The sequence below is a fragment of the Streptomyces sp. NPDC056224 genome, assembly GCF_042267665.1.
Lineage (GTDB): Bacteria > Actinomycetota > Actinomycetes > Streptomycetales > Streptomycetaceae > Streptomyces.
Genome location: NZ_JBHJTK010000023.1, coordinates 1 through 22,021 on the forward strand (window position 1 = coordinate 1; position 22,021 = coordinate 22,021).

The 22,021-nt window shown below is 68.8% G+C and carries 16 protein-coding genes and 1 tRNA gene; 11 read left to right on the forward strand and 6 right to left on the reverse strand.

Annotated elements, in window-relative coordinates; genetic code table 11:
- Positions 1 to 144 precede the first annotated feature (144 nt).
- Complete coding sequence (locus tag ACFCZ1_RS24135) at positions 145 to 1,371, reverse strand: pyridoxal phosphate-dependent aminotransferase (protein WP_376680359.1); 1,227 nt, start codon at positions 1,369 to 1,371, stop codon at positions 145 to 147.
- Positions 1,372 to 1,564: 193 nt separating this feature from the next.
- On the opposite strand from ACFCZ1_RS24135, the gene ACFCZ1_RS24140 reads away from it, so the two are divergent.
- The 11 genes from ACFCZ1_RS24140 (at position 1,565) to ACFCZ1_RS24190 (ending at position 15,790) form a co-directional block, all read left to right on the forward strand.
- Positions 1,565 to 1,637: transfer RNA gene (locus tag ACFCZ1_RS24140), tRNA-Trp, on the forward strand.
- Between the two features lie 106 nt (positions 1,638 to 1,743).
- The gene (gene secE, locus ACFCZ1_RS24145) at positions 1,744 to 2,025 is read left to right on the forward strand and encodes a preprotein translocase subunit SecE (protein WP_030825982.1); all 282 of its coding nucleotides are present in this window, start codon (positions 1,744 to 1,746) and stop codon (positions 2,023 to 2,025) included.
- 84 nt (positions 2,026 to 2,109) lie between these two features.
- A complete protein-coding gene (gene nusG / locus ACFCZ1_RS24150) occupies positions 2,110 to 3,030 on the forward strand; it encodes a transcription termination/antitermination protein NusG (RefSeq protein WP_376680360.1) in 921 nt (306 codons plus the stop codon).
- A 169-nt stretch (positions 3,031 to 3,199) separates the two neighbouring features.
- The gene (gene rplK, locus ACFCZ1_RS24155) at positions 3,200 to 3,634 is read left to right on the forward strand and encodes a 50S ribosomal protein L11 (RefSeq protein ID WP_376680361.1); all 435 of its coding nucleotides are present in this window, start codon (positions 3,200 to 3,202) and stop codon (positions 3,632 to 3,634) included.
- Positions 3,635 to 3,723: 89 nt separating this feature from the next.
- Positions 3,724 to 4,452, forward strand: a complete 729-nt coding sequence (gene rplA, locus ACFCZ1_RS24160) for a 50S ribosomal protein L1 (RefSeq protein ID WP_052876423.1) — start codon at positions 3,724 to 3,726, stop codon at positions 4,450 to 4,452.
- Positions 4,453 to 4,631: 179 nt separating this feature from the next.
- Positions 4,632 to 5,576, forward strand: coding sequence for a hypothetical protein (locus ACFCZ1_RS24165; protein ID WP_376680362.1), 945 nt, complete (start codon positions 4,632 to 4,634; stop codon positions 5,574 to 5,576).
- 52 nt (positions 5,577 to 5,628) lie between these two features.
- A complete protein-coding gene (locus ACFCZ1_RS24170) occupies positions 5,629 to 6,456 on the forward strand; it encodes a hypothetical protein (protein ID WP_376680363.1) in 828 nt (275 codons plus the stop codon).
- A 250-nt stretch (positions 6,457 to 6,706) separates the two neighbouring features.
- A complete protein-coding gene (gene rplJ, locus ACFCZ1_RS24175; RefSeq protein WP_215144029.1) occupies positions 6,707 to 7,237 on the forward strand; it encodes a 50S ribosomal protein L10 in 531 nt (176 codons plus the stop codon).
- Positions 7,238 to 7,347: 110 nt separating this feature from the next.
- The gene (rplL, locus tag ACFCZ1_RS24180) at positions 7,348 to 7,731 is read left to right on the forward strand and encodes a 50S ribosomal protein L7/L12 (RefSeq protein WP_376680364.1); all 384 of its coding nucleotides are present in this window, start codon (positions 7,348 to 7,350) and stop codon (positions 7,729 to 7,731) included.
- A gap of 564 nt (positions 7,732 to 8,295) precedes the next feature.
- Positions 8,296 to 11,778 (forward strand): DNA-directed RNA polymerase subunit beta, encoded by a 3,483-nt coding sequence (gene rpoB, locus ACFCZ1_RS24185; protein ID WP_376680365.1) that lies wholly within the window; start codon positions 8,296 to 8,298, stop codon positions 11,776 to 11,778.
- Between the two features lie 97 nt (positions 11,779 to 11,875).
- Positions 11,876 to 15,790, forward strand: a complete 3,915-nt coding sequence (locus ACFCZ1_RS24190; protein WP_376680366.1) for a DNA-directed RNA polymerase subunit beta' — start codon at positions 11,876 to 11,878, stop codon at positions 15,788 to 15,790.
- A 76-nt stretch (positions 15,791 to 15,866) separates the two neighbouring features.
- Here the strand turns inward: ACFCZ1_RS24190 and ACFCZ1_RS24195 are convergent, their stop codons facing one another.
- Genes ACFCZ1_RS24195 through ACFCZ1_RS24215 form a run of 5 tightly spaced genes read right to left on the reverse strand, consistent with a single transcriptional unit; the run spans position 15,867 to position 21,982 of the window.
- Entirely contained in the window at positions 15,867 to 17,111 is a 1,245-nt protein-coding gene (locus tag ACFCZ1_RS24195) for a M48 family metalloprotease (protein WP_376680367.1), read from the reverse strand.
- Positions 17,112 to 17,138: 27 nt separating this feature from the next.
- Complete coding sequence (locus ACFCZ1_RS24200; RefSeq protein ID WP_376680368.1) at positions 17,139 to 17,666, reverse strand: Pycsar system effector family protein; 528 nt, start codon at positions 17,664 to 17,666, stop codon at positions 17,139 to 17,141.
- The gene (locus ACFCZ1_RS24205; RefSeq protein WP_376680369.1) at positions 17,663 to 19,093 is read right to left on the reverse strand and encodes a hypothetical protein; all 1,431 of its coding nucleotides are present in this window, start codon (positions 19,091 to 19,093) and stop codon (positions 17,663 to 17,665) included. Before ACFCZ1_RS24205 ends, ACFCZ1_RS24200 begins: the two co-directional genes overlap by 4 nt.
- Before the next feature lie 19 nt (positions 19,094 to 19,112).
- On the reverse strand, positions 19,113 to 21,236 hold the full coding sequence (locus ACFCZ1_RS24210; protein ID WP_376680370.1) for a hypothetical protein: 2,124 nt from the start codon (positions 21,234 to 21,236) through the stop codon (positions 19,113 to 19,115).
- Entirely contained in the window at positions 21,233 to 21,982 is a 750-nt protein-coding gene (locus tag ACFCZ1_RS24215) for a hypothetical protein (protein ID WP_376680371.1), read from the reverse strand. Before ACFCZ1_RS24215 ends, ACFCZ1_RS24210 begins: the two co-directional genes overlap by 4 nt.
- Between the last annotated feature and the right edge of the window lie 39 nt (positions 21,983 to 22,021).

Sequence of the window (22,021 nt, forward strand, 5' to 3'; positions counted from 1 at the left end):
TTTCGGGGGGGTTCGTTTTTTTTTATACGACCCCGGGTGTATGCGCCCCGGCGGGGGGGGGGGGGGCGCCCGTGCAACCGCCGGCGGGGGGCCCCCCTTTTCAGGGAGCCGCCGCTCAGGTCCGTGCTGCGGGCCGCGTCAGGCCTAGGCCTTGGCCTCCGCGAGGAGCTTCTGGATGCGGGAGACGCCCTCCACCAGGTCCTCGTCGCCCAGGGCGTAGGACAGGCGCAGGTAGCCCGGCGTGCCGAAGGCCTCGCCGGGGACGACCGCGACCTCGACCTCGTCCAGGATCAGGGCGGCGAGCTCGACCGAGGTCTGCGGGCGCTTGCCGCGGATCTCCTTGCCGAGGAGCGCCTTGACCGAGGGGTACGCGTAGAAAGCGCCCTCGGGGACCGGGCAGAGCACGCCCTCGATCTCGTTCAGCATCCTGACCATCGTCTGGCGGCGGCGGTCGAAGGCCTTGCGCATCTCCGCGACGGCGTCCAGGTTGCCCGAGACGGCGGCCAGGGCGGCGATCTGCGCCACGTTGGAGACGTTGGAGGTGGCGTGCGACTGCAGGTTCGTCGCGGCCTTGATGACGTCCAGCGGGGCGATGACCCAGCCCACGCGCCAGCCGGTCATCGCGTATGTCTTGGCGACACCGTTGACGATGATGCACTTGTCGGCCAGCTCGGGCACCAGGACCGGCAGCGAGGTGAACTTCGCCTCGCCGTAGACCAGGTGCTCGTAGATCTCGTCCGTGAGGACCCACAGGCCGTGCTCCGCCGCCCACTGGCCGATGGCCTTCGCGTCGTCCTCGCTGTAGACCGCGCCGGTCGGGTTCGAGGGGGAGACGAAGAGGACGACCTTGGTGCGCTCGGTGCGCGCGGCCTCCAACTGCTCGACGGAGACCCGGTAACCAGTGGTCTCGTCGGCGACGACGTCGACCGGGACACCCCCGGCGAGACGGATGGACTCCGGGTAGGTGGTCCAGTACGGAGCCGGGACGATGACCTCGTCACCCGGGTCCAGGATCGCGGCGAAGGCGTTGTAGATCGCCTGCTTGCCGCCGTTGGTCACCAGGACCTGCGCCGGGTCGACCTCGTAGCCGGAGTCGCGCAGGGTCTTCGCGGCGATCGCGGCCTTGAGCTCGGGCAGGCCGCCGGCCGGCGTGTAGCGGTGGTACTTGGGGTTGCGGCAGGCCTCGACCGCGGCCTCGACGATGTAGTCCGGGGTCGGGAAGTCGGGCTCGCCCGCGCCGAAGCCGATCACCGGGCGCCCGGCGGCCTTGAGGGCCTTGGCCTTGGCGTCCACGGCGAGGGTGGCGGACTCGGAGATGGCGCCGATACGGGCGGACACCCGGCGCTCGGAGGAAGGCGTTGCAGAGGTCATGCCGGCAATCGTCCCAGACGGCAAAGAGCCGCCGCACACCGTTTCAGAGAGCGGACCGATTGATGCCCCGTCGGGTTCTGTTCGACGTCAGGGCCCGGTTCACGTACACTCACCTGTCGTTGGACCTCGCCAGCCGCCCCAGAGCGTGAGCACTCCGTGCACTCGCCCGGATGCGGTAGGTTGGGGGACGCAAAGGGTCGTAGCTCAATTGGTAGAGCACTGGTCTCCAAAACCAGCGGTTGGGGGTTCGAGTCCCTCCGGCCCTGCTCCACACTCCTTCTCGGATGTGTGTGCGCAGGTACGTACTTCGATGTAACGCCGTGCGGCGCAACCGGGCGCGGTACGGCCACGACCCGGATTCAGGTGAGAGACGTGACGGACGCCCTGGGCTCCATCGACATGCCTGACGCCGAGGACGAGACCCGCGAGAAGAAGGCCCGCAAGGGCGGCAAGCGCGGCAAGAAGGGCCCTCTGGGTCGTCTCGCGCTGTTCTACCGCCAGATCGTCGCGGAACTCCGCAAGGTTGTATGGCCCACTCGCAACCAGCTCACGACGTACACCACCGTGGTGATTGTCTTCGTGGTCATCATGATCGGTCTGGTGACCGTGATTGACTATGGGTTCCAGGAAGCCATCAAGTTCGTCTTCGGCTGATCCCCGCGGAGGGCGGCGCCTTGATGGCTGCCGCCCGTTTTCGCATGTTCCACCACCTTTTGTATCCAGGAAGAAGCAGCCACCGTGTCTGACCCGAACCTGAACGCGAGCCGCGACTCCGTCGAGTCCGTCGAGGACGAGCTCGACATCGTCGAGGCGGCAGACGCTGTGGACCCCGACGAGGCCGAGCACGCCGACGCCAAGGCGGGTGTCGCCGCCGAGGAGGCCGCGCTGCACGTCGAGGACGAGGTCGAGGCTGAGGCCGAGATCGAGGACGACGCCGAGGTCGAGCCGGTTGCCGACGACGCCGAGGAAGAGGGCGACGCCGAGGCCGAGGTCGAGGCCGCAGCCGACGAGGAGGCCGCCGAGGCCGAGCCCGCCGAGCCCGTCGACCCCATCCAGGCCCTGCGCGACGAGCTGCGCCTCCTGCCCGGCGAGTGGTACGTGATCCACACCTACGCGGGCTACGAGAAGCGCGTGAAGGCCAACCTGGAGCAGCGCGCCGTCTCGCTGAACGTCGAGGAGTTCATCTACCAGGCCGAGGTGCCCGAGGAAGAGATCGTCCAGATCAAGAACGGCGAGCGCAAGAACGTCCGGCAGAACAAGCTGCCCGGTTACGTTCTCGTCCGCATGGATCTGACGAACGAGTCCTGGGGCGTCGTCCGCAACACGCCTGGCGTCACCGGCTTCGTCGGCAACGCGTACGACCCGTACCCGCTGACCCTGGACGAGATCGTCAAGATGCTCGCCCCGGAGGCGCAGGAGAAGGCCGCCAAGGCCGCCGCGGAAGAGGCCGGCCTGCCGGCGCCCGCCATCAAGCGCACGATCGAGGTGCTCGACTTCGAGGTCGGCGACTCGGTCACCGTCACCGACGGCCCGTTCGCGACGCTCCAGGCGACCATCAACGAGATCAACCCGGACTCGAAGAAGGTCAAGGGTCTCGTCGAGATCTTCGGCCGCGAGACCCCGGTCGAGCTCAGCTTCGACCAGATCCAGAAGAACTGATCCACCTCTTCTGAGCCACAGCTTCCGGACAGGTCAGACCGCCCCTGAAGGGCGGTCTGACCTGCTCGGTTTTTAGCCCCGCAGCGATACCCGTTATCGTGGTGCGGTATGCCTCCATCCGGACGACCGGATTGGCGGCGAAAACTCTCACTAGGACCCGGAGAGAGCAATGCCTCCCAAGAAGAAGAAGGTCACGGGGCTTATCAAGCTCCAGATCAAGGCCGGTGCGGCCAACCCGGCTCCGCCGGTCGGCCCCGCGCTCGGTCAGCACGGCGTCAACATCATGGAGTTCTGCAAGGCCTACAACGCCGCGACCGAGTCGCAGCGTGGCATGGTCGTGCCGGTGGAGATCACGGTCTACGAGGACCGTTCCTTCACCTTCATCACCAAGACTCCGCCGGCCGCGCGCCTCATCCTGAAGGCCGCGGGCATCGAGAAGGGCTCCGGCGAGCCGCACAAGACCAAGGTCGCCAAGCTCACCGGCGCCCAGGTCCGCGAGATCGCCGAGCTGAAGATGCCCGACCTGAACGCCAACGACGTCGACGCCGCGATGAAGATCATCGCTGGCACCGCGCGTTCGATGGGCGTCACGGTCGAAGGCTGATCCAGCCACCCCCCAGCACCACCAGTGGTAGGGCCAAGCGCTGGTCCGCACCACGACTCCACACCTGAAGTCAAAACACAGGAGCAGAAGTGAAGCGCAGCAAGACTCTCCGCGCTGCGGACGCCAAGGTCGACCGGGAGAAGCTGTACGCCCCGCTCGAGGCCGTCCGTCTCGCCAAGGAGACCTCCACGACCAAGTTCGACAGCACCGTCGAGGTCGCCTTCCGCCTGGGTGTCGACCCGCGCAAGGCCGACCAGATGGTCCGCGGCACCGTGAACCTCCCGCACGGCACCGGCAAGACCGCCCGGGTCCTGGTCTTCGCGACCGGTGACCGTGCTGCGGCCGCGGAAGCCGCCGGCGCCGACATTGTCGGCGACGACGAGCTGATCAACGAGATCGCCAAGGGCAACCGCCTCAACGAGTTCGACGCCGTTGTCGCCACCCCGGACCTCATGGGCAAGGTCGGCCGCCTCGGCCGCGTGCTCGGTCCCCGTGGCCTCATGCCGAACCCGAAGACCGGCACCGTCACGATGGACGTCGCGAAGGCTGTCACCGAGATCAAGGGTGGCAAGATCGAGTTCCGCGTCGACAAGCACTCGAACCTGCACTTCATCATCGGCAAGGTCTCCTTCTCCGATGAGCAGCTGGTCGAGAACTACGGCGCGGCCCTGGACGAGATCCTCCGTCTGAAGCCGTCCGCCGCGAAGGGCCGCTACATCAAGAAGGCCGCCCTGAGCACCACGATGGGCCCCGGCATCCAGCTGGACTCCAACCGCACCCGGAACCTCCTCGTCGAGGAAGACCCGGCTGCTGTCTGAGCCTCCCGGCTCTGATCGTCCGGACGGGCCTCCCGCTCCCCTTCACGGGGTGGCGGGGGGCCCGTTTTCGTGTTGAGCGCCACATATTCCGGCATCCGGGGCCAATTGCCGCGCGATCTGTCGGCGGGGGAACGTAATGTCGACCCGAAGAAACGATCAATCTAGGGGTGGGGACCTCCGTGTCTGTTTACCGGAAGAAGACCGTCGGCGCCGCGCTGGCCGCCGTACTGCTCGTGGGCGGCGCCACGGCGTGCGAGAACGGCAAGAAGGACGACTCGGGCAAGGCCGCCCCCGGCGCGCCTGCGAAGCCGAGCACGCCGGTGGCGGGCGGGTCCGCCACCGAGGCGCTCACCGCCGCCTACAAGAAGACCTCGGCCGCCAAGTCGGCCAAGGTCCGCATGACGATGTCGATGCCCGAGTCGCTCGGTGGCAGCGGCAGCACCGTGGAGATGACGGGCGTGCAGGGCTGGGACCCGCAGGTCATGGACATCACCGTGAAGGGGGCGCTCACGCCCGGTTCCGGCGCCGAGTCCATGCGCATGATCATGTCGAACGACGTCATGTTCATGGAGATGCCGGCCGACTCCCCGATGTCCGCGGGGCTCGACGGCAAGCGCTGGATGAAGCTGGACATCAAGGCGGCCGCGGAGGCTTCGGGGGACGCGGAGGCGCTGAAGAAGCTCGGCGGCGTCGGCGGCATGGACCAGAGCCAGGACCCCGCCAAGCAGCTCGCCCTGCTGCTCAGCTCGCCGAACGTGAAGCACATCGGTGCCGAGAAGGCCGACGGCACGGACACCGAGCACTACAAGGGCACTCTGACCCTCGCGGAGATGCTCGCGGCCAACGAGTCCGCCAAGGCGCTCCCCGAGGCCGACCGGGCGAAGCTCGTCGAGGCGATGAAGAAGTCCGGCATCGTCGACTACGACATGGACGTCTGGGTCGACAAGGACGGCTACCCGGTCCACATGAAGGTCGGCGTCCGCATGCCCCAGGGGACCATGAACATGGACGCCCACTACTCGGACTACGGCTCCGCGGCCACCGTCCAGGCCCCGCCGGAGAACGAGACCCTGGACCTCTTCGCCATGCTCAAGCAGCTGGGCGACATGGGCGCCGGCGCCTGACCAGCCCGCGCGCACGCAGTTGCACCAAGATCCATTCACGGGGGAGAACCAGATGAACAGGGCTGTCCGGACCCGGGCCGGTATCGCGCTGGCGGGTACCGCACTGCTCGTGGGCGGCCTCACGGCCTGCGGCGACGGCAAGGCCGCCGTGGCCGACGGCACGGCGGACGGGGACAAGGCCGGGCAGGCCAGGGCTCAGACCCCGGCGGACGCCGTGAAGGCTTCGTACGTGAAGACGGCGGCGGCCAGGTTCGCCAAGGCCGAGATCTCCAGCGTCGGGCCGGACGGCAAGGCCGGCGGCCAGTCCGGCACGAAGGGCTGGTACCCGTCCAGCCACGACGTGTCGCTGAAGGACGAGAAGCACCCCGGCGCGCGGTCGGTCATGATCGGCGACACCGTCTACACCAAGATGGACAAGCCCCTCGACGGCAAGACCTGGATGAGGCTGGAGCTGTCCAAGGACGGGAAGCCGGGCGTCCGGCTGAACGAGGACCCGGCCGAGTACCTCGCGATGCTGCTCGGCCAGACCAAACTCACGCTGGTCGGGGCCGAGCAGGCCGACGGCGTCGACGCCCGGCACTACAAGGGCAGCTTCACCAACGCCGACCTCCTCGCGGCGGACGAGTCCACCAAGGTCATGGAGGAGGAGGACCGCCGGTACCTCCACGAGTCCGTGAAGCACCTCACGGCCTTCGAGGTGGACCTGTGGATCGGCAAGGACGGCTATCCCGTCCGCGTCGACTCGGTGAGCACGGACGGTGACGGAACGTCCAGGACCACGGCGAGGTTCTCCGACTACGGCGCGGCCGCACCGGTCGCGGCGCCGGCCGCCGACCAGGTCGTCTCCTTCGACGACGTGCTGAAGGGCAGCGGCTCCTGAGGCGATTTGCCTCGACTGGACCCCTTCACGTACGCTTCCCCAGAAGCCAAAGACCGCTGGTCGTTGCCGTGCCCGCAAGGGTGTGGCGGCCGAAGGATCCGCTGAGCGCGGACGTCCTGCGCAGGTGTTCGTGGAAAAGCTCCCGGAGTGATCCGGTCGAGCTTACGCCCCGTGCGCATGCGCCGGGGCGTTTCGTTTTGTTCAGCCCCTTCTGAGCGGTCCTCATCACCCGGAAGGAGGCCGACGCTCTATGGCAAGGCCCGACAAGGCTGCCGCGGTAGCCGAGCTCACGGACCAGTTCCAGAGCTCGAACGCCGCCGTGCTGACCGAGTACCGGGGTCTCACCGTCGCGCAGCTCAAGACGCTGCGTCGTTCGCTCGGTGAGAACGCCCAGTACGCCGTGGTGAAGAACACGCTGACCAAGATTGCGGCCAACCAGGCCGGGATCACCGCGCTGGACGAGCACTTCGCTGGTCCGACCGCGGTCGCCTTCATCACCGGTGACCCGGTGGAGTCGGCGAAGAGCCTGCGTGACTTCGCCAAGGAGAACCCCAACCTCATCATCAAGGCGGGTGTCCTTGATGGTAAGGCGCTCACCGCCGATGAGATCAAGAAGCTTGCGGACCTCGAGTCCCGCGAGGTTCTGCTCAGCAAGCTGGCCGGCGCGTTCAAGGGCAAGCAGTCTCAGGCTGCCTCGCTCTTCCAGGCGCTGCCGTCGAAGTTCGTCCGCACCGCGGAAGCGCTTCGCGTCAAGCTCGCCGAGCAGGGCGGTGCCGAGTAATTCGGCTCGCGCACTGATCCACGCCGCCTAGTGCGTGGGTCGTAGCGGGCCGTTACGCCCGCCTCTATATACATCCGGCACCTGCCGAATTAGTGGAAGGATCGCCCATCATGGCGAAGCTCTCTCAGGACGACCTCCTCGCCCAGTTCGAGGAGATGACCCTCATCGAGCTCTCCGAGTTCGTGAAGGCCTTCGAGGAGAAGTTCGACGTCACCGCCGCCGCGGCCGTCGCCGTTGCCGGTCCGGCCGGTGTCGGCGCCGCCCCCGAGGCCGAGGAGGAGAAGGACGAGTTCGACGTCATCCTCACCGGTGCGGGCGACAAGAAGATCCAGGTCATCAAGGTCGTGCGTGAGCTGACCTCCCTGGGCCTCAAGGAGGCCAAGGACCTCGTGGACGGCGCCCCGAAGCCGGTCCTCGAGAAGGTTGCCAAGGACGCCGCCGAGAAGGCCGCCGAGGCCCTCAAGGGCGCCGGTGCGGCCGTCGAGGTCAAGTAACACCTCTGGGGCCTCTCCGAGGCCCCGGCCAAGGGCGATCACCCGTAAGGGTGGTCGCCCTTTGGCGTACCCGCGGCGCCTGACTTGCCCTGGTCTCGTTGGGGAGTAGGGTGATCTTCGTTGCCCCGGAGCAGGGTCCGCAGATGATCCGCTCGGAGCAGGGGGCCTTGACGAACGGGACGTGGCGCGCAATTCTCAGTCCCGTCGCAAGCTCGACCGCCTCGATCCGAGATCCGAGGCATGGATCGACTACGAAGAGGGCAGTACTGATACGCGCTCTGTGTACGAGGGCCGCAGCGTTGGATGTTGGTTTCAACAACATGGGGAAGGCCTGTTGCCGGTTTCCGGAAACCTGGTCTGGACATCAGTGAGCCAAGTGGCTACACTGACCCTTTGCGCTGCCTGTTAGCTGTCCCCTGCCCGTCGCCAGGGACATGCCCACGCTTGAGCACACCTGACTGATCCACCTCGACCTGGACTTTTGGCCAGATCGAGGGCCTGTCTTCTGTGTCGGCTGGGACCGGTACGCGCGTAGTGAGTCCGAGCCCTCGGAAGGACCCCCTCTTGGCCGCCTCGCGCAACGCCTCGACCAATACGAACACCGGTGCCAGCACTGCCCCGCTGCGCATCTCCTTTGCAAAGATCAAGGAGCCCCTCGAGGTTCCGAACCTCCTGGCGCTGCAGACCGAGAGCTTTGACTGGCTTCTCGGCAATGCTGCCTGGAAGTCTCGCGTCGAGTCGGCGCTTGAGAGTGGACAGGACGTCCCCACCAAGTCCGGTCTGGAAGAGATCTTCGAGGAGATCTCGCCGATCGAGGACTTCTCCGGGTCGATGTCGCTGACCTTCCGCGACCACCGTTTCGAGCCGGCGAAGAACTCCGTCGACGAGTGCAAGGAGCGCGACTTCACGTACGCGGCTCCGCTGTTCGTCACTGCCGAGTTCACGAACAACGAGACCGGAGAGATCAAGTCTCAGACGGTCTTCATGGGCGACTTCCCGCTCATGACCAACAAGGGCACCTTCGTCATCAACGGCACCGAGCGTGTCGTCGTGTCGCAGCTTGTCCGTTCCCCCGGTGTCTACTTCGACTCCTCCATCGACAAGACGTCCGACAAGGACATCTTCTCCGCCAAGATCATCCCGTCCCGGGGTGCCTGGCTGGAGATGGAGATCGACAAGCGCGACATGGTCGGTGTCCGCATCGACCGCAAGCGCAAGCAGTCCGTCACCGTCCTCCTGAAGGCTCTCGGCTGGACCACCGAGCAGATCCTCGAGGAGTTCGGCGAGTACGAGTCCATGCGCGCCACCCTGGAGAAGGACCACACCCAGGGCCAGGACGACGCGCTGCTCGACATCTACCGCAAGCTGCGCCCGGGCGAGCCGCCGACCCGTGAGGCCGCTCAGACGCTGCTCGAGAACCTCTACTTCAACCCCAAGCGCTACGACCTCGCGAAGGTCGGCCGCTACAAGGTGAACAAGAAGCTCGGCGCCGACGAGCCGCTCGACGCCGGTGTGCTCACCACCGACGACGTCATCGCGACGATCAAGTACCTGGTCAAGCTGCACGCGGGCGAGACCGAGACGACCGGCGAGTCCGGCCGTTCGATCGTGGTCGAGACCGATGACATCGACCACTTCGGCAACCGTCGTCTGCGCAACGTCGGCGAGCTCATCCAGAACCAGGTCCGTACGGGTCTGGCCCGTATGGAGCGCGTCGTGCGCGAGCGCATGACCACCCAGGACGTCGAGGCGATCACGCCGCAGACCCTGATCAACATCCGGCCGGTCGTCGCCTCCATCAAGGAGTTCTTCGGCACCAGCCAGCTGTCGCAGTTCATGGACCAGAACAACCCGCTGTCGGGCCTGACCCACAAGCGCCGCCTGTCGGCGCTGGGCCCCGGTGGTCTGTCCCGTGAGCGGGCCGGCTTCGAGGTCCGAGACGTCCACCCGTCGCACTACGGCCGCATGTGCCCGATCGAGACCCCTGAAGGCCCGAACATCGGTCTGATCGGCTCGCTCGCCTCCTACGGCCGCGTCAACGCGTTCGGCTTCGTCGAGACCCCGTACCGCAAGGTCGTCGACGGTGTCGTCACCGACGAGGTCGACTACCTGACCGCCGACGAGGAAGACCGCTTCGTCATCGCCCAGGCCAACGCCGGCCTGTCCGACGACATGCGCTTCACCGAGAACCGCGTGCTGGTCCGCCGTCGTGGCGGCGAGATCGACTACATCGCCGGCGACGACGTCGACTACATGGACGTCTCCCCGCGCCAGATGGTGTCCGTCGCGACCGCGATGATCCCCTTCCTGGAGCACGACGACGCCAACCGTGCCCTCATGGGCGCGAACATGATGCGCCAGGCCGTTCCGCTCATCAAGGCGGAGGCGCCGCTCGTCGGCACCGGCATGGAGTACCGCTGTGCGGTCGACGCCGGTGACTCGATCCGTGCGGAGAAGGACGGTGTCGTCCAGGAGGTCTCGGCCGACTACGTCACCGTCGCCAACGACGACGGCACGTACACCACGTACCGCGTCGCCAAGTTCTCCCGCTCGAACCAGGGCACCTCGGTCAACCAGAAGGTCATCGTCAACGAGGGTGACCGGATCGTCGAGTCCCAGGTCCTCGCCGACGGACCGGCGACCGAAGAGGGCGAGATGGCCCTCGGCAAGAACCTGCTCGTCGCGTTCATGCCGTGGGAGGGTCACAACTACGAGGACGCGATCATCCTGTCGCAGCGCCTCGTGCAGGACGACGTCCTCTCCTCGATCCACATCGAGGAGCACGAGGTCGACGCCCGTGACACCAAGCTCGGCCCCGAGGAGATCACCCGGGACATCCCGAACGTCTCCGAGGAGGTCCTCGCGGACCTCGACGAGCGCGGCATCATCCGCATCGGTGCGGACGTCGTCGCCGGCGACATCCTGGTCGGCAAGGTCACGCCCAAGGGTGAGACCGAGCTGACCCCGGAGGAGCGACTGCTCCGCGCGATCTTCGGTGAGAAGGCCCGCGAGGTGCGTGACACCTCGCTCAAGGTCCCCCACGGTGAGATCGGCAAGGTCATCGGTGTCCGCGTCTTCGACCGAGAGGAGGGCGACGAGCTTCCTCCGGGCGTGAACCAGCTGGTCCGCGTCTACGTCGCCCAGAAGCGCAAGATCACCGACGGTGACAAGCTCGCCGGCCGCCACGGCAACAAGGGTGTCATCTCCAAGATCCTTCCGATCGAGGACATGCCCTTCCTTGAGGACGGCACGCCGGTCGACATCATCCTGAACCCGCTGGGTGTCCCGTCCCGAATGAACCCGGGACAGGTCCTGGAGATCCACCTCGGCTGGCTCGCCAGCCGCGGCTGGGACGTCTCCGGTCTGGCGGACGAGTGGGCGCAGCGCCTCCAGGCGATCGGCGCCGACAAGGTCGAGCCCGGTACCAACGTCGCCACCCCGGTGTTCGACGGCGCCCGCGAGGACGAGCTGGCCGGCCTGCTGCAGCACACCATCCCGAACCGCGACGGCGAGCGCATGGTGCTCCCGACCGGTAAGGCGCGCCTGTTCGACGGCCGCTCCGGCGAGCCGTTCCCGGACCCGATCTCGGTCGGGTACATGTACATCCTCAAGCTCCACCACCTGGTCGACGACAAGCTCCACGCGCGGTCGACCGGTCCGTACTCGATGATCACGCAGCAGCCGCTGGGTGGTAAGGCACAGTTCGGTGGCCAGCGCTTCGGTGAGATGGAGGTGTGGGCGCTCGAGGCTTATGGCGCCGCTTACGCCCTCCAGGAGCTGCTGACCATCAAGTCCGACGACGTCACCGGCCGCGTGAAGGTCTACGAGGCCATCGTCAAGGGCGAGAACATCCCCGAGCCGGGCATTCCCGAGTCCTTCAAGGTGCTCATCAAGGAAATGCAGTCGCTCTGCCTCAACGTGGAGGTGCTGTCCTCGGACGGCATGTCCATCGAGATGCGCGACACCGACGAGGACGTCTTCCGCGCGGCGGAGGAGCTCGGTATCGACCTGTCCCGGCGTGAGCCGAGCAGCGTCGAAGAGGTCTGACGGGCCTGACGGGGGGCTCGCTCAAGAGCCCCCCGTCATCCCCGGGACCGTTCAGACCATGATTGAGACTCGACCCCGAAAGAGGGATTGACGCACAGTGCTCGACGTCAACTTCTTCGACGAGCTGCGGATCGGCCTTGCCACCGCGGACGACATCCGAACCTGGTCGCACGGCGAGGTCAAGAAGCCGGAGACCATCAACTACCGCACCCTCAAGCCCGAGAAGGACGGACTCTTCTGCGAGAAGATCTTCGGTCCTACCCGGGACTGGGAGTGCTACTGCGGCAAGTACAAGCGTGTCCGCTTCAAGGGCATCATCTGTGAGCGCTGTGGCGTCGAGGTCACGCGCGCCAAGGTGCGTCGTGAGCGGATGGGCCACATCGAGCTTGCCGCTCCCGTCACCCACATCTGGTACTTCAAGGGCGTCCCGTCGCGCCTGGGCTACCTGCTGGACCTCGCGCCGAAGGACCTCGAGAAGGTCATCTACTTCGCCGCGTACATGATCACGTTCGTCGACGACGAGCGCCGCACCCGCGACCTCCCGTCGCTGGAGGCGCACGTCTCCGTCGAGCGCCAGCAGATCGAGAACCGCCGTGACGCGGACCTCGAAGGCCGTGCCAAGAAGCTCGAGACCGACCTGGCCGAGCTCGAGGCCGAGGGCGCGAAGGCCGACGTGCGCCGCAAGGTGCGCGAAGGCGCCGAGCGCGAGATGAAGCAGCTCCGTGACCGCGCCCAGCGCGAGATCGACCGCCTCGACGAGGTGTGGGCCCGCTTCAAGAACCTCAAGGTCCAGGACCTGGAGGGCGACGAGCTCCTCTACCGCGAGCTGCGTGACCGCTTCGGCACGTACTTCGACGGCTGCATGGGCGCCGCCGCGCTGCAGAAGCGCCTGGAGTCCTTCGACCTCGAGGAGGAGGCCGAGCGCCTCCGCGAGATCATCCGTACCGGCAAGGGCCAGAAGAAGACCCGTGCGCTCAAGCGCCTCAAGGTCGTCTCCGCGTTCCTGCAGACCAGCAACAAGCCCAAGGGCATGGTTCTGGACTGCGTGCCGGTGATCCCGCCGGACCTGCGTCCGATGGTGCAGCTGGACGGTGGCCGCTTCGCGACCTCCGACCTGAACGACCTGTACCGCCGCGTGATCAACCGCAACAACCGTCTGAAGCGTCTCCTCGACCTCGGTGCCCCCGAGATCATCGTGAACAACGAGAAGCGCATGCTTCAGGAGGCCGTGGACGCCCTCTTCGACAACGGTCGTCGTGGTCGTCCGGTGACCGGTCCCGGCAACCGTCCCCTGAAGTCCCTCAGCGACATGCTGAAGGGCAAGCAGGGTCGATTCCGTCAGAACCTTCTCGGTAAGCGTGTGGACTACTCCGCGCGTTCCGTGATCGTCGTCGGTCCGCAGCTGAAGCTGCACCAGTGCGGTCTGCCCAAGGCCATGGCGCTGGAGCTCTTCAAGCCGTTCGTGATGAAGCGCCTGGTCGACCTGAACCACGCGCAGAACATCAAGAGCGCCAAGCGGATGGTCGAGCGCGGCCGCACGGTCGTCTACGACGTCCTCGAAGAGGTCATCGCCGAGCACCCGGTCCTGCTGAACCGTGCGCCCACGCTGCACCGCCTCGGCATCCAGGCCTTCGAGCCCCAGCTGGTCGAAGGCAAGGCCATCCAGATCCACCCGCTCGTCTGCACCGCGTTCAACGCGGACTTCGACGGTGACCAGATGGCCGTGCACCTGCCGCTCTCCGCGGAGGCGCAGGCCGAGGCCCGCATCCTGATGCTGTCCTCGAACAACATCCTCAAGCCGGCCGACGGCCGTCCGGTCACGATGCCGACCCAGGACATGGTCCTCGGTCTGTTCTTCCTGACCACCGACGGTGAGCTCCGTGACGTCAAGGGCGAGGGCCGCGCGTTCGGCTCCACGGCCGAGGCGACCATGGCGTTCGACAACGGCGAGCTCGCGCTCCAGTCGTCCGTCGACATCCGCTTCCCGGTGGGCACCATCCCGCCGCGTGGCTGGGTGCCGCCGGTCTCCGAGAGCGGGGACGACGGCGTCGCGGAGCGGGAGTTCCAGCCGGGCGACAGCTTCCGTCTGAAGACGACCCTGGGCCGCGCGCTCTTCAACGAGCTGCTGCCCGAGGACTACCCGTTCGTCGACTACTCGGTGGGCAAGAAGCAGCTTTCCGAGATCGTCAACGACCTGGCGGAGCGCTACCCCAAGGTCATCGTGGCGGCGACGCTCGACAACCTGAAGGCGGCCGGCTTCCACTGGGCGACCCGTTCGGGCGTCACCGTGGCCATCTCCGACGTCGTCGTGCCCGAGGCCAAGAAGGCCATCGTCGCGGGCTACGAGGCGATGGACGAGAAGGTCCAGAAGCAGTACGAGCGCGGTCTGATCACCAAGGACGAGCGCACGCAGGAGCTCATCGCGATCTGGACCAAGGCGACCAACGAGGTTGCCGAGGCGATGAACGCGAACTTCCCCAAGACGAACCCCATCTTCATGATGGTTGACTCGGGTGCCCGAGGAAACATGATGCAGATGCGACAGATCGCCGGTATGCGTGGTCTGGTGTCGAACGCGAAGAACGAGACCATCCCGCGTCCGATCAAGGCGTCCTTCCGTGAGGGCCTCACCGTTCTGGAGTACTTCATCTCCACGCACGGTGCCCGTAAGGGTCTGGCGGACACCGCCCTGCGTACCGCCGACTCGGGTTACCTGACCCGTCGTCTGGTGGACGTCTCGCAGGACGTGATCATCCGCGAGGAGGACTGCGGCACCGAGCGCGGTCTGAAGCTGAAGATCGCCGTTCGCGGCGAGGACGGCGTGCTGCGCAAGGCCGACGACGTCGAGACCTCGATCTACGCCCGCATGCTGGCCGAGGACGTCGTCATCGACGGCAAGGTCATCGCGCCGGCCAACGTCGACCTCGGTGACGTGCTCATCGACGCCCTGGTCGCCAACGGCGTCGAGGAGGTCAAGACCCGCTCGGTCCTGACCTGTGAGTCCGCGGTCGGCACCTGTGCCTTCTGCTACGGACGCTCGCTCGCCACCGGCAAGCTGGTCGACATCGGTGAGGCGGTCGGCATCATCGCCGCCCAGTCCATCGGTGAGCCCGGTACCCAGCTGACGATGCGTACCTTCCACACCGGTGGTGTGGCCGGTGACGACATCACGCAGGGTCTGCCGCGTGTCGTCGAGCTCTTCGAGGCCCGTACCCCGAAGGGTGTCGCCCCGATCTCCGAGGCCGCCGGCCGCGTGCGGATCGAGGAGACCGAGAAGACGAAGAAGATCGTCATCACGCCCGACGACGGCAGTGACGAGACGGCCTTCCCGATCTCGAAGCGCGCCAAGGTCATCGTGTCCGAGGGCGACCACGTCGAGGTGGGCCAGAAGCTCACCATGGGTGCCACCAACCCGCACGACGTGCTGCGCATCCTCGGCCAGCGTGCCGTCCAGGTCCACCTGGTCGGCGAAGTCCAGAAGGTCTACAACTCGCAGGGCGTGTCGATCCACGACAAGCACATCGAGATCATCATCCGGCAGATGCTGCGCCGCGTGACGATCATCGAGTCCGGCGACGCGGAGCTCCTGCCGGGCGAGCTGGTCGAGCGGTCGAAGTTCGAGACCGAGAACCGTCGTGTGGTCACCGAGGGCGGTCACCCCGCCTCCGGCCGTCCGCAGCTGATGGGTATCACCAAGGCCTCGCTCGCCACCGAGTCGTGGCTGTCGGCGGCGTCCTTCCAGGAGACGACCAGGGTTCTGACGGACGCGGCGATCAACGCCAAGTCCGACTCCCTGATCGGCCTCAAGGAGAACGTCATCATCGGTAAGCTCATCCCGGCCGGTACGGGCCTCGCCCGCTACCGCAACATCCGGGTGGAGCCCACCGAGGAGGCCAAGGCCGCGATGTACTCGGCCGTCGGCTACGACGACATCGACTACTCGCCCTTCGGCACCGGCTCCGGCCAGGCTGTCCCGCTGGAGGACTACGACTACGGCCCCTACAACGGCTGAGTCGCGCAGAGCATGTAACCGCAGGGCGGTCACCCGAGAGGGTGGCCGCCCTGCGGCGCGTTGTCGACCGGATGCCTCAGCGTGCGGGCTGCTGCAGGTACGGCTGGAGGTGGTGCAGCCGGGTCCGGTGGTCCGGGTGGGTGGAGAGCAGCCGGTCCAGCGCGCCGGCCTCGGTGAACGGCTTCCCGGTCTGGGCGAAGACCGCCTGCTTCGCCTGTTCCTCCTGGGCCATCACCCCGTGCAGCATCTGCGCGAGCATCGGCGCGAAGCCGAGGGCGGCGGCGTGCTCGTCGGCGCGCAGCTCGGCCCGCCGGCCCACCGCCGCCACCAGGTAGGGCATCACGAGCAGCAGCAGGGGGAGCCCGTAGGTGGCGGTGATCGTCAGGATGGTGAACAGCCCGACGAAGATGATCATGAGTCCGGCGGCCAGGTAGGAGAAGAAGCTGGTGAACCGGATGACGAAGACGGTCACGGCCCTGATGACCTGCCAGGCGATCCGCCCGGGCAGGCCGTACCACCAGCCCAGCAGCCCGGACCAGGCGTGGCCGCCGGTGTGGTGGCCGAGCTCGTGGGCGAGTACGGCGGCGAGCTGGGACTTGGGCAGGTTCTCCAGGGCGTACCGGGTGACGCCGACGATGTGGCCGGCCGCCGCGTACGCGTTCAGGTGGTCGGTGTCCTCGATCCACAGCTCGTAGCGGTCGCCGTCGACGCCCGCGCGGGCCGTGACCTCGCGCCACACCGGGGAGAGCGCGGCGAGCTCGTGGGGGAGCGGGCGCTGCAGGCGCAGCAGGTGGCGGGCGAAGAAGTCCTCGCTGGGGCGGTGGAACACGAGGGCCCCGGAGGCGATCCAGAGCAGGGTGGGCAACCAGTACGGCAGGCCGGAGACCCCCTCCAGGACGGCGGCGAGGAGCAGCACCACCATCATGCTCATCAGGAAGCCGGGGACGTGCAGGGCGAGCTGGCCGAAGGCGGTGGCGTCCGCGCTGCGCTGGTACGCCTTGCGGTGGACGCGGTTGCCGGGGGCGTTCTGGTACTCCAGGTCGTCCAGCGGGGCCGCAGGGGCCGGTAACGGGGCCGGCGGGGCGGCGGGGGCGGGCTGGTACTGGGGGTACGCGGGCTGCTGGGGGTACTGGGGTTGCTGGTACTGGGGGTACGCGGGCTGCTGGGGGTACTGGGGTTGCTGGTACTGGGGGTACGCGGGCTGCTGGGGTGGCTGGGGCTGCGGGTACGCGGGAGCCTGGGGCTGCGGGTACGCGGGGGGCGGCGGGCTCTGGGGGTACTGCGGGCCCTGCGGGTACTGGGGTTCGGGTGGCTGGTTCACGGTGGATCCTTCGTCGTATCGGAGACGTCAGCCGATGAGCAGGGCGGCGGGGAGCAACACCGTGGCGGTGCAGAAGGCGAACAGGCCGGTCCTGATCCACTGGTGCTTGCGGGCGGCGATCCGGCTGTTCTCCGCGAGCGCCGCCATGAGCGATGCGGCGGGGTCGCGGTCGGTGTCGGCGAGGGCCTCGGCGAGGCGGCCCTGGCGCACCGCCGAGCGGATGTCGCCGAAGTACGAGAGCGGGGAGCCCGGTCGCCACTCGGTCGAGCGGTACCGGGGCAGCACCGCCAGCAGCAGGGCGAGCAGGGCCAGGGCCAGGGCGGCGGCTCCCGCACACCACACGGCCGTCCCGGGCGTGGAGAGCGAGCCCGGCCGCCAGCCCTTCCCGGCGAGCAGGGCGCTGATCACCCCGGCGGTCATCCCGAGGGCGCCGACCAGCACCGAGGCCTTGCTGTCGGCGCGGGCTATCTCACCGCGCAGGTCGGCGAGGAGCCTGGTGGCGGCCTCACCGCCGGGTGGAGCCGACGGTGGGGTCGGGGTGGGGGTGGTGGTCACGGCTGGGGCCTCCCGTCGACGGCCTGTTCCTGGGGTCGGGCCGGGGCCGGGGCCGCCTGGGCCTCGGGTCCGGCCTCGGGCTCGGGCTCGGATCCGCGTTCGGCCGCGGGGCCGGGCGGCGCCGGCGGCTGTACGGGAGCGGTCCCGTACCCGGGCGGCGGCTCCCACTGGGCGAAGGTCGGGGCCGGCCCGTACGGCGCGGGCGCCTGCGGTGCGGTCGGTCCGTACGGCGCGGGCGGCTGCGGTGCGGCCGGACCGTAGCCAGGTACGGGAACACCCTGAACCGGTACCCCGGGCGGGCCCGCCGGCGGCTGCGGGGGCGGGGCCGGGAGCGGGCCCGGATAGGGCGGGGCCGCGTCGTGGGGGACGCCGGGGAGGCGCTGGTTCAGGATGTCGTTCATGGCCCGCAGCGCCAGCTGCTTGGGTCCCTGCAACTCGTGCCGCTCGGCCCCGCCGTCCCCGAGCACCTGGCTGACCAGGCTCATCTGGTCCCGGATCATCTGGAGCTGGTCCTCGCGCATGGTCCGCATGACGAGGGCCGAGTCCTCGGGGTGCTGGGCCAGGTGGAGGGCCCACGCGTGCACCCCGCCCTGCTCCAGGTGGTACTGGTAGAAGGCGATCTTCTCGGCCTCGACCCGCTGCAGCTCCGCCTGCTGCCGGCTCAGCTCCAGGCGCTGCTGGTGTTCCCACTGCTGCTGCCGCAGGGCCAGCTCGTGCTGCCGGCCGCCGTAGGCCAGGGCCCGCTCCGTGGTGAGCTCGTCCTGCCGGCGGGCCCGCTCGTCGAGCTGGGCGTCGTAGCGCATGCCGAGCCGCTCGGTGAGGATCTGCTCGTCGGTGCCGTGGTGGATGGCCTGCATGCGCAGCTGGTGGTCGATGTTCTCCTGGTCGCGCCGCAGCCGGACGGTCCACGAGGTCTGGAGCCCGCACGTCCGGCCGAGCGGGCCGGCCGCGGGCAGCGCCCGCAGCAGTTCTCCCTCGGCGTCGGCGCTCTGGGCGATGGAGAAGCGCCGCGCGACCGGCCGGGCGGCCTGCTCCAGCTCGCCGAGCAGCAGCCGGGGCACGTCGCGGTGACGGCTCTCCACGAACCGGGCCGGGTCCGTCACCTGCCAGCTGATCTCCACGACCACGACGAACTGGAACGCGTCGTTGTCGCTGGGGAGCTCGATCTCCGCCCGGAAGTGGTGGACTCCCGTGTCCACCTCGTAGACGGCCGTGTAGCCGCGGGTGGAGCCCGGCCGCTGCGGCGGCAGGAAGGCGGCGTACCCGCCCTTGGCGGTCGAGAAGACCAGGGCGTGGTCGATGCGGGTCTGCAGCTTGCGGAACACCTCGAACCGCCCGAGCTGCTGGACGGTGATCACCGGGTCGATCAGCTGGGTGCGCCGGTCGGCCGGCTGCTCCCAGTCGGGGTGGCGGCGGGGATCGGACATCGTGCGGCTTCTCCTCGGTTCAGCGGGTCGGCAGTACGGTCAGCAGGCGCTCGGCGGCGGCGTTCACCACCCCGTGGTTCTGCTCGCGCAGGAGGTGGAGCAGCCGCTCCCGCTCGTTGGCGCGGGTGACCAGGGCGGGCAGCAGGGCGGCGAGCGCCCATTCGGCGGCGTGGTCGCGGTCCGCGGCCACCACCCAGTCGTGCAGCACGTCGAGGGCGTCCTGGTTGGGGAGGCGGCCGAGGGCGGCCCGCCACAGCTCGGCGATCCCGCGGGCGGAGTGCGGACGCTCGGTGGCGGCCCGGGCGTACCAGTCGAGGACCAGCGGGCGGCCGTACGGCTCGTCGTCCTCCGTGTGCCGGCAGGCGCGCAGGAAACCGTCGAGCGCGAGGTCGACCGCGGCCCGGTCGTCGTCGCGGGTGCGCAGCACCTCGGCGAGGACCTCGTCGCGCGCGTCGGAGAGCAGCAGCAGCTCGACGGACTGGGCGAGTTCGAGCAGCATCGCCGCGTCGTTCCCGTCGCGCCGGACGGCCACGCGCAGGGCTTCGACGGTCTCCACGGGCCGCTCGTCCCCGATCAGGCCGTGGACGCGGATCGCGGCCCAGCGCAGGCGCGCGTGGGCGTCCTCGTCGGCGCACCAGCGGTCGATGATCCGCGGGATGTTCGGCGTGCCGATGATGTGGGCGAGCGCGAGGGCGTTGACGGCGCCGATCCGCAGCCACGGGCGGTCGGACAGCGCCCAGTCCTCGACGACCAGGGCCATCGCGGAGGGCAGGTCGTGGAGGGCGAGTACGGCGACGGTGGACGCGGCCCGGGTCCGTACGAAGGACCGCCCGTCGGCGGCGAGCAGCCGCAGCCAGCCGACCAGGGCGGGGCGGGCGGACGGGTGGCCGGTCCACACCTCGCGGAGCAGGACCGCGGCGAGGCGGTCGTCCTGGAAGGCGGCCATCGACTGGGTGACCGGACCCCACTCGGTCTGCTCCTCCTTCGGGTAGCGGACGGCGCGGGCCAGCTGGAGGCGCTTGGCGGGGTTGGTGCCGAAGACGGGGACGGCCGCGGGCACGTCCGGGTCCTCGGTGCGCTGGAGGAGGCCGAACAGCAGGTCGCTGAGCTCGGCGGTGAGGGCGTAGGGCCCCTTGTGGAAGGCGGCGAGGGCGACGAGGAAGGCCTTCTCCCGCAGGTGCAGCGTGCCGTCCGCGTCCTCGAACCACTCCTGGATCTGCTGTTCCAGGGCGCCCAGGTAGAAGGTCTCGATCTCCGACGCGTCGGAGCCGTGGAGCGAGTGCCGGCCCAGTACCTCGGCGAACCGCGCGGCCTCGCGGAGCTGGTGGTGGCCGCTGAGGAAGTCGGTGACGGCGGGCAGCTCCAGCAGTCGCCGTAACTCGGCTTCGTCGTCCAGCCGGGCGCGCAGCGAGGAGCGCAGGACGGCCGCGGTGCCGGGAGGCTGCCAGCGGTGGCCCGGGACGCCCTCCAGATGGGTGTGCGGACCGGCGGTGATCACCAGGAGGCCGTGGTCGCCGAGTCGGTCCCTGGCGGCCAGCAGGTGCGTGTCGCGCAGCGGCTGGTCCCGTGTGGTGATCGGGTCGCACAGGACGTAGCCGCGCGACTCTCCGGCGGCGAGCCCGTCGGCCAGGTTCTCGGGGGACGTGCTCCGGTCCAGCGAATGGACCGAAGCGGTGCCCAGGCGCCGCAGGAGCAGCAGCGCGGCGGTGCGCCGGCCCGTGAAGCGGGGGCCGGTGAGTACCAGGACGCGCTCCTTGCGGAGCTGCTCCAGCAGATCCCGGAAGTTGCTGCCGTCCTCGGCGAACACCGCGTCGAGGCGGGTGAGCGTGGCTCCGGGGACCTCGCCGGAGGTGTGCGCCGCGCCGCCGACCATCAGGTGGTTCACGGTGACACCGCCGTGGAACGTGCCGCCGCTGATGCCGTGGTTGACGCCGCCGAACTGCCCGCCGCCGACGCCGCCGCGCATGGCGTCGGGGATGCCGCGGAAGAGGTCGCGCCGGGCGTCGTAGGCGCTCTGGGGTGCTTCCTCGGCCGGAACCGCAGCCGGAGCCGGAGCCGCGCTCGCGGCCGCCGGCTCGGCCGGGGACTCCGGCCGGTCCGGGCCCTCCGCCGCGACCGCGGCCTCCGCCACCGGTGTGCTCATCGGCCGTCACCGCCGCCCAGCCGGATGTCGCCGTGGAAGACGCCGCCGTCGATGCCGTGGTTGACGCCGCCGAACTGCCCGCCGTTGATCTGGCCCACCGCCCCGGCCGGCGCGGTGGGCGCTGCGGCTGTCCCGGCGCCGGAGTCCCCCTCGGGCTCCGGCGCCGGGCCCCCCGTCGGCAGTGGTCCGTACAGCCACGCGCCCAGCGGGCCGTTCTTGCTGGGCATGGTGACCGCGGTGAATTCGTCGGCCGGGATTCCGGTGTGGTTGTGCCGCACGATGCCGGCGTACACCGGCTCCGAGACGCAGAGCGCGTAGTCGTCCGTACGCTCGCGCAGGGCTTGCTTCAGGGGTTCGCCGTCCAGCAGCCGGCAGGCGTGGTTGAGGTCCGTGCCCACCCAGCCGTCGAACTCGTCGACGGCGACGTACCCGGTCGCCAGCACGGCCCGCAGCCGGATCTGCGCCGAGCTGGCCGCCAGCCGGTTCACGGCGCGCAGCTGGGCGGGGACCTCGGTCAGCAGGGCGCGCAGCAGTGTCGTCAGCGGCGCGCTCGGGTCGATCATCTCCATGATCGCGTCGCCGCGGTCGGCGCGCAGCCGTAACGTCTGGTCGATTCCGGCCGCCAGCAGGGTCCGGTCGACGACGTCGTAGAGCATCCGGCGCAGGAAGGCCTGCTGGACGTCGTCGCGGTCGCTGTAGCGCTCGGTGTCGACCAGGAGGATGGTGCGGGGGAGTGGGTCGTTCATGATCGCCTCTCGTGGTGGATCCCGGCGGATCCCTGCTGT

What these genes read in the sequence shown, in the direction of transcription:
- ACFCZ1_RS24210 (WP_376680370.1), bottom strand. Translation starts at nt 21,236, where the DNA reads ATGAGCACACCGGTGGCGGAGGCCGCGGTCGCGGCGGAGGGCCCGGAC.
- rplJ (WP_215144029.1), top strand. Translation starts at nt 6,707, where the DNA reads ATGGCAAGGCCCGACAAGGCTGCCGCGGTAGCCGAGCTCACGGACCAG.
- ACFCZ1_RS24135 (WP_376680359.1), bottom strand. Translation starts at nt 1,371, where the DNA reads ATGACCTCTGCAACGCCTTCCTCCGAGCGCCGGGTGTCCGCCCGTATC.
- ACFCZ1_RS24205 (WP_376680369.1), bottom strand. Translation starts at nt 19,093, where the DNA reads ATGTCCGATCCCCGCCGCCACCCCGACTGGGAGCAGCCGGCCGACCGG.
- ACFCZ1_RS24170 (WP_376680363.1), top strand. Translation starts at nt 5,629, where the DNA reads ATGAACAGGGCTGTCCGGACCCGGGCCGGTATCGCGCTGGCGGGTACC.
- ACFCZ1_RS24215 (WP_376680371.1), bottom strand. Translation starts at nt 21,982, where the DNA reads ATGAACGACCCACTCCCCCGCACCATCCTCCTGGTCGACACCGAGCGC.
- rplL (WP_376680364.1), top strand. Translation starts at nt 7,348, where the DNA reads ATGGCGAAGCTCTCTCAGGACGACCTCCTCGCCCAGTTCGAGGAGATG.
- rplK (WP_376680361.1), top strand. Translation starts at nt 3,200, where the DNA reads ATGCCTCCCAAGAAGAAGAAGGTCACGGGGCTTATCAAGCTCCAGATC.